Consider the following 7,537-nt stretch of genomic DNA (forward strand, 5'->3'; position numbering starts at 1 on the left):
GCCAGGCACCGGCCCGTTTCTCGCCCGGCGGGCCCCGACCGAAGGAGCCATGCCATGCCCCCCGAGGACACCGAGAACACCGGCGCCACCGAGGCCGATGAGGGCATTGACGGCGGGAAGGGGATCGACGGCGGTGAGGCCGCCGAGCGCTTCGGGCCCGCGTCGGCGCTCGACGCGCTGACCGATGTTGCGGGCCTGCGCGTGGGCCACGCCCAGGTCGCCGGTGAGGGCGCGTTGAGCGGCACGACCGTCGTCCTGGCGCCCGAGGGCGGGGCGGTGGCGGCCGTGGACGTGCGGGGCGGCGGCCCCGGCACGCGGGAGACCGACGCGCTGGACCCGCGCAACCTGGTGCAGCGGGTCGATGCCGTCGTCCTCACCGGCGGCAGCGCGTACGGGCTCGACGCCGCGTCCGGCGTGATGGCCTGGCTGGAGGAGCGGGGCCGGGGCGTCCGGGTCGGCCCCGGCCCCGGCCAGGTGGTGCCGGTGGTCCCGGCCGCCGCCCTCTTCGACCTCGGCCGGGGCGGCGACTGGCGGGCCCGGCCGGACGCGTCGACCGGGCGCGCCGCGGTGGAGGCGGCGGCCGCCACGGACTCTGGGGCCCCGGTCGCCGAGGGCGGTGTGGGCGCCGGCACGGGTGCGGTCGCCGGGCGCCTCAAGGGCGGGATCGGCACCGCGAGCGTGCGCCTGCCCTGCGGGGTGACGGTGGCCGCCCTCGCCGCGGTGAACGCGGCGGGTTCGGTCGTCGACCCCCGGACGGGCGTGCTCTTCGGGGAGTACGGGGCCGGGGAGCCGCCGACGCACCCCCCGGCCGGTGTCCACGCGGAGGCGGTGCGGCGACTGGCACGGGAGCAGGAGGCGATGGAGGCGGCCGGGGGCGGGGCCCCGCCGTTCAACACCACGCTCGCGGTCGTCGCCACGGACGCGGATCTCGTCAGGGCGCAGGCCCAGAAACTGGCGGGCACCGCACACGACGGGCTGGCCCGCGCGGTGCGCCCGGTCCACCTGCTGACCGACGGGGACACCGTCTTCGCGCTGGTCACGGGAGACGTTCACCTGCCTCCGCGTGATCCGGTGGCGGTCAACGAGATCCTGGCGGCGGGCGCCGACGTGCTGGCCCGGGCCGTCGTCAAGGCGGTGCGCGCGGCCCGGACCACCGCGGGGCCCGGTGGGGCGTTCCTCTCGTACACGGACCTGTACGGCGGGTAGGGGCGCGGCGCCACGGGGGCGCGCGGGGATCGGCAGGGGCGCACGCGAGGCCGACTCGCCTTCGAAGCAAGGGAGTTCGCCCCAACCGCCCGAAATGCACCGCGTGCGCCCCGGGAACTTTCTGCGTGAGCCCTACGTTTTTACGAACCCCGGTCACGATGTCAGACCCAGGGACTACGTTAAGCACGCACCAAGTAACACGCGGCGACGGCCTGGAGACAGCACCTTGAGCGATCCGTACGAGACAACCGAGCAGCACCTCGACCGACTCCTGCGACGCGCCCTCAATTCCTTCGAGCTTCCCGACAGCACGGTCGACCGCCTCGGTTCGGCCCTGGCGCACAGCAGTTCGCTGCACTCCTCGCACCACAGCTCCGTGCTGCACCGCGAGACCTACCGCCACGCGTATCTCCTCGCCGACGGTTCCGCCCTGACCCTGTGGGAGCTGGTGCACAGCGGCGGCCGGGGCGTCCGGGAGCCGCGCCGACACGAGCTGTACGACGACGAGGGCGACGCCCGCACCGCCGCTTCCCGGCTCGCCGGGAGCTGCTCCGACTCCCCGGTCTTCGGTGACGTGGGCGTGCAGGGGGACCAGGAGACGCTCGCGGCCCCGGGGTCCGCTCCGGCGGCCCCGCGCCCCCGGACCTACGCTCCCGACAATTCCGCCGACCACGCCCGCCGGGTCCTGCGCCGCGCGGAGAACGCGGACCGGCCGGCCGAGCGGAAGGCGCTGCTCCTGCGGACCGCGTTCGCCCACCACATCACCCAGATCTTCGGGCGCCAGTACCGCGTCGGCGACCAGGAGGCCGGGTTCACGCTGTACGAGCACGCGTTCCTGCTGCTGGACGGCAGGGAGACGAGCCTGTGGGAGGTCGAGCACACGGCGACGCCCGACGGCCGCCACATGTGCGAGGTGTACGAGGACGAGCACACCGCCCGGACGGCGATGGAGAGCCGCACCCGCATCTGCTGACACCCGCAGGGCGGCCGTCGGCCCGGGGCGGCCGGTCAGCCGTTCAGTGCGGGCTCCTTGACCGGAGGGGAGCCGGGAGCGGGGCCCGCGCCGCCCTCGCCCTCCACGTACTGCTCGCCCGCCGTCTCCGGGCTCTGTGCCTCGTGCGCGCGCGGCCGGGCGGGCAGCGCGAACATCACCAGGAAGATCACCGACAGCACTCCGACGACCCACCCCATCGACTGCTGGAACGCGTCGACGTAGGCCGGGCCGACCTCCAGGGGGGAGAGCCGGTCACCGATCGCGCCGAAGAAGACGACGGAGACGAGGCCGAGGCCGAGCGCCATGCCCATCTGCTGCACGGTGTTGATCAGCCCGGACGCCGAACCCGCGTGCTCCTTGGGGACCTCGGAGAGCACCGCGTCGGTCAGCGGGGCCACGATCAGCCCCATCCCCACGCCCATGACCACCAGGGGCAGGGCCATCTGCCAGGAGGTGATGGCCAGGCCGTACCGCTCGGCCTCCCAGAGGTAGATCAGCAGTCCGGTGATCATGAGGAGCGCGCCCCCCTGGAGAACCCTGCGTCCGAAGCGCGGCACGAGCTTCTGTACGGAGATCCCCGCGGCCAACGACACGGCGACGGAGAACGGGATGCCCGTCGTGCCGGCGCGCAACACGCTCCAGCCGAGGCCCATCTGCATGTAGAGGGTCCAGACCAGGAAGAAGATGCCGAGGGCGACGCCGAAGGTCAGCTGCACGGCGATGCCGGCGGCGAAGCTCTTGACCCGGAAGAGGGATATCTCGATCAGCGGCGAACCGCCGGCCAGGGACTTCTGCCGCTGGTAAAGGACCAGCGCCCCGAAGACGAAGAGGCTGCCCACCATCGACACATGGCCCCACAGCGGCCAGTCCAGCTCGTGTCCCCGCGTGAGCGGGTAGATGAGCATCAGCATGGCCAGGGTGACCAGGCCGACGCCCGCCAGGTCCAGCCGGACGGCCTTGGGGGCCTTGGACTCGGTGATGAATTTCGCGCCGAGGACCAGGCCGGCGATGCCCACGGGCAGGTTGATCAGGAAGATGGGCCGCCAACCGAGCCCGAAGAGGTCCCACTCGGTGAGCAGCGCGCCGAGCAGCGGACCGGAGACGGCGCCGAGGCCGACGACCGCGCCGAAGAGTCCGAAGACCTTGCCGCGCTCGTGCGCCGGGAAGGTGGCGTGCACGATCGACAGCACCTGGGGGACCATGAGCGCGGCCGTCGCGCCCTGGAGGACGCGGGCGGCGACCAGGATCTCCGGACCGCCCGCGAGACCGCACAGGGCCGAGGCCACGGTGAACCCGGCGATGCCGATGAGGAAGAGCCGCTTGCGCCCGTAGATGTCGCCGAGCCGGCCGCCCGTGATCAGTCCGGCCGCGAACGCCAGGGCGTACCCGGCGGTGATCCACTGGATCGCGGAGACCGAGGCCCCGGTGTCGCGCGTGATGCTGGGGATCGCGATGTTGACGATCGTGACGTCGACCAGGTCCATGAAGGCCGCGGTCATCACGATGGCGAGCGCGAACCAGCGGCGCCGGTCGGCCGGCGCGGGCGGGGCCGGGGTCGGGGCCGCGGTGTCCGGCGCGGCCCCGTCGGTGGGCGCCGTCGCGGACCGGGCCGGCGCTCCGGGGATCACGGGTGGGGTGGGCGGCGCGGGGGACGGTGCCCCGGATGGCGGGGGTGCGGAAGAAGGCATGGCGAGAACGTAGATCCCCAATAGGTCAGACCGTGACCTGTTGGCCCGCCATGCTGAGGGCATGACCGACACCCCGGCACGCCTGCTGAAGCTGTTGTCGCTCCTCCAGACCCCGCGCGAGTGGCCGGGCGGAGAGCTGGCCGAACGCCTCGACGTCAGTCCGCGCACGATCCGCCGCGATATCGACCGGCTGCGAGACCTGGGCTACCCGGTGGAGGCCTCTCGGGGTTCCGAGGGCGGTTACCGCCTGGTCGCAGGGGCCGCCATGCCGCCCCTCCTGCTGGACGACGAGGAGGCGGTGGCCATCGCGGTGGGGCTGCGGGCCGGCGCGGGGCACGCCATCGAGGGCGTCGACGAGGCTTCCGTGAGGGCGTTGGCCAAGCTGGAGCAGGTGCTTCCCTCGCGGCTGCGGCACCGGGTCTCCGCGCTCCAGAACGCCACGGTGCCCCTCACCCGGGGCGACGGCGCCACCATCGACCCGCAGACCCTGACGACGCTGGCTTCGGCGGCGACCGGCCGGGAGCGGCTGCGGTTCGCGTACCGCAGTGGGGACGGCGTCCGGACGAAGCGGCAGGTCGAGCCGTACCGGCTGGTGAGCGCCGGACAGCGCTGGTATCTGGTGGCGTACGACCTCGGCCGGGAGGACTGGCGCACGTTCCGGGTGGACCGGGTCGATGAGCCCTTCGCGACAGGGGTCCGCTTCGCGCCCAGGCCCCTGCCCGTCGACGGCGCGCAGGGGGACCGGCACGGCGAGGGGCGAGGGCCGGGGGACGGCGGCGGGAGCGGCGAGGGGGACGCGGCGACGTTCCTGGCCCGGTCGATGCGGCGGATGCGGCAGTCGCAGCCGGAGTTGCGCCTGGACGTGTGGTTCGGCGCTCCGGCGGAGTTCGTGGCGGCGCGGCTGCCCGCGATGCTCGGCGCGCCGGAGCCGGACGGGACGGGCGGGTGCAGACTGCGGGCGACGTGCACCGATTCGCTGGAGTGGGTGGCGCTGCGGCTGGCCCTGGTGGACTGCGAGTTCTCCGTGCGGGGGCCGTCGCGGTTGGTGGCGTGCCTGGAGGGGCTGGGGGCCCGGCTGACCCGCGCCGCCTCTGGGGCGGGGGCCGCGGAGGGGCCGGCCCCGGCACAGGGGTGAGCCCCGGCGCCGGGGGGGGTGGGCGCCGGGGCTCAGCTCGGGGACCGGCGAAAAACCGGTCGGCGACCGGAACGACCCGGTCGGTCGGCCGGTGCGAACCGGCTTGATGGGGAGATTACGGGTTATTGGCTCACGCCGCAGCGTCAAAACCCGTGTCGTGAGCCATTCGCTTCAATTCGAGGAGCGCGTGCTTCTCGATCTGGCGGATTCGCTCCCTCGTGAGACCGTGCTGCTTGCCCACTTCGGTGAGGGTCCGCTCACGGCCGTCCTCGATGCCGTACCGCATCTTGATGATCGAGGCCGTCCTGTTGTCGAGCTTGCCGATCAGGTCCTCCAGCTCCTCGCTGCGAAGCAGCGTCATCACCGACTGCTCGGGCGACACCGCTGAGGTGTCCTCCAGCAGGTCGCCGAACTGGGTGTCCCCGTCGTCGTCCACGGACATGTTGAGGCTGACCGGGTCGCGGGCCCAGTCCAGGACGTTGCCGACGCGCTCGGCGTTGGAGTCGAGTTCGGCCGCGATCTCCGCGTGCTCCGGGTCCCGGCCGTGCTCACGGTTGAACTCGCGCTGGACGCGGCGTATCCGGCCGAGCTCCTCCACCAGGTGGACGGGGAGCCGGATCGTGCGGGACTGGTCGGCGATGGACCGGGTGATGGCCTGCCGAATCCACCAGGTGGCGTAGGTGGAGAACTTGAACCCCTTGGCGTAGTCGAACTTCTCGACCGCGCGCACCAGGCCCGCGTTGCCCTCCTGGATCAGGTCGAGCAGAGGGAGCCCCGCACGCGGGTAGCGGCGGGCCACGGCGACGACGAGCCGGAGGTTGGAGCGGATGAATATGTCCTTGGCGCGCTCGCCCTCGGCGACCAGCGCCTCCAGTTCCTCACGCTTCGCCCCACCTGCGGCGCTCTCCACCTCGCCGTCGAGGATGCGCTGGGCGTAGACGCCCGCCTCGATGGCCTGCGAGAGGTCGACTTCCTTGGCGGCGTCGAGCAGCGGTGTGCGGGCGATCTCGTCCAGGTACATGCCGACCAGGTCGCGATCGGCGATTTCCCCGCCCACGGCGCGAACACTGCTTGCCCGGTCGGTCTCACCGGAGGCGGTGGACGTACGACGGGCGACGGCACGGGTTGCCATGCGTGCTCCCTTGCTGAGTAGGTCGCGACACCCTTCCGGGTGCCCTGCATCCGATGGAAACAACGACTGGAATCCGGACAGAATTCCCAAGCCACGCATTCACTTTCGCGATCATGCAGTACCCTGTCCGACTCCGACGGGAGGCCGCTTGCCGTATCCGCCCGCGTAAGGGCAGGTCAGAACGGTCTCGGGGTGGGCGGGACGCCCCTGACCGCGATCCGTCGACGCCTTCGCCGTGAGACCGCGCTCACATGCGGCACGGTTCCTCGCCCGCACGCGACCCGGTGCCCTCACGCTCCGGAGCAGCGGCTTCCGGTATCGCGCTCCTACCCTCAAGACGGGCCATGCCACCTCCTGGTTGCTCAGCGGGAGGGTCGCCGGAGCCGGGAGCGCCCCCGCGCCGGTCGCCGCGCCGGCTCGCCGCAGCCGGTGGAGTGCGCCGCCGGGAGGGGGACTGCGGACCGAGGGAAGCCGGGACTCCGGGCCGATCCGCCGCGGCCCGGGGCTCCCTAGCATGTGACGGCATGGATGACACCACGGGCACCCTCGACGAAGCACTGGCGCGCCTCCACACCTCGGGGCCGGAGCGTGAGGGGTGGCTCAGCAACCACGCGCCGATGGCGGTGGAGGCCCTGGTCCGGCACGGTCAGGCTCCGGCCGTGCACCGGTGGCTGGACCGGTACGGCCCCAAGCTGGAGGACATGCCGGCTTCCGTCGCCCCGGTGACCGCGCACAACTGGCGGGAGGCGCTGGGCGACCCCCGCAGGGTCGCCGACTGGACGCTGTTCCTGGAACAGGAGACGGACGGCCGGCCCTGGCGCGACGTCCTCGCCGAGTGGTGGCCCCGGCTGCTGCCCGGCATCGCGGCGGGCGCCACGCATCCGGTGATCCGGGTGGGCCACTCCGTACGGACCCTGCTGGCGGGAGAGGAGACCGCGCCGCGCGTGCGGGAACTCGCGCACGCGCTCGGCTACTGGGCGGCCCGGCACCAGCCGCTGCCTGACCTGGAGCTCCTCGGCCCCGCCCCGAGCGCGGCGGCGGCCCTGGACCGGGTGCCTCCGGTGGCCGATCCCAGCGGGGGCATCCGGGCCCGGCTCCCGCAGCTGACCGGGTTCCCCCGGTGGCCGGGGCAGGAGCCCGCCGGGCCGCAGGAGGCTCGCGCCGCGCTCGACGAGCTGGTCCGGGCGGCGACCCACCGGTACGCCGCCCACGGGCACGGCGCGCCGGTCATGCTGGTCCACGCGGCCACCGCGCCCAACGCCGTGCTGCGCACCCTGCCGGCCCTCCCGGAGGCCCTGTGGGCGCCGAGCCTGGGGGCGGCCTGGGCGGCGAGCGCGGCGGTCACCGCCGCGTACACGCCCCGCGAGGCGGCTCCCCTCCCG

6 protein-coding genes are annotated in these 7,537 nt (G+C 73.5%); 4 read left to right on the forward strand and 2 right to left on the reverse strand.

Annotation, left to right across the window (positions count from 1 at the left end):
* Positions 1 to 54: 54 nt before the first annotated feature.
* Together V9U70_RS00710 and V9U70_RS00715 are read left to right on the forward strand one after the other, a co-directional pair.
* Entirely contained in the window at positions 55 to 1,206 is a 1,152-nt protein-coding gene (locus V9U70_RS00710; protein WP_336672418.1) for a P1 family peptidase, read from the forward strand.
* Between the two features lie 226 nt (positions 1,207 to 1,432).
* Positions 1,433 to 2,179 (forward strand): DUF6227 family protein, encoded by a 747-nt coding sequence (locus V9U70_RS00715; RefSeq protein ID WP_336672419.1) that lies wholly within the window; start codon positions 1,433 to 1,435, stop codon positions 2,177 to 2,179.
* A 35-nt stretch (positions 2,180 to 2,214) separates the two neighbouring features.
* Here the strand turns inward: V9U70_RS00715 and V9U70_RS00720 are convergent, their stop codons facing one another.
* The gene (locus tag V9U70_RS00720; RefSeq protein WP_419723908.1) at positions 2,215 to 3,888 is read right to left on the reverse strand and encodes an MFS transporter; all 1,674 of its coding nucleotides are present in this window, start codon (positions 3,886 to 3,888) and stop codon (positions 2,215 to 2,217) included.
* Between the two features lie 61 nt (positions 3,889 to 3,949).
* On the opposite strand from V9U70_RS00720, the gene V9U70_RS00725 reads away from it, so the two are divergent.
* A complete protein-coding gene (locus tag V9U70_RS00725; protein WP_336672420.1) occupies positions 3,950 to 5,023 on the forward strand; it encodes a helix-turn-helix transcriptional regulator in 1,074 nt (357 codons plus the stop codon).
* Between the two features lie 130 nt (positions 5,024 to 5,153).
* Here the strand turns inward: V9U70_RS00725 and V9U70_RS00730 are convergent, their stop codons facing one another.
* Positions 5,154 to 6,155, reverse strand: coding sequence for a sigma-70 family RNA polymerase sigma factor (locus V9U70_RS00730; RefSeq protein WP_336672421.1), 1,002 nt, complete (start codon positions 6,153 to 6,155; stop codon positions 5,154 to 5,156).
* 524 nt (positions 6,156 to 6,679) lie between these two features.
* On the opposite strand from V9U70_RS00730, the gene V9U70_RS00735 reads away from it, so the two are divergent.
* On the forward strand, positions 6,680 to 7,537 hold an 858-nt coding region (locus V9U70_RS00735; RefSeq protein ID WP_336672422.1), incomplete at its 3' end, for a questin oxidase family protein.

Origin of the sequence: Streptomyces pratensis (assembly GCF_037137275.1) — a bacterium.
Lineage (GTDB): Bacteria > Actinomycetota > Actinomycetes > Streptomycetales > Streptomycetaceae > Streptomyces > Streptomyces pratensis_B.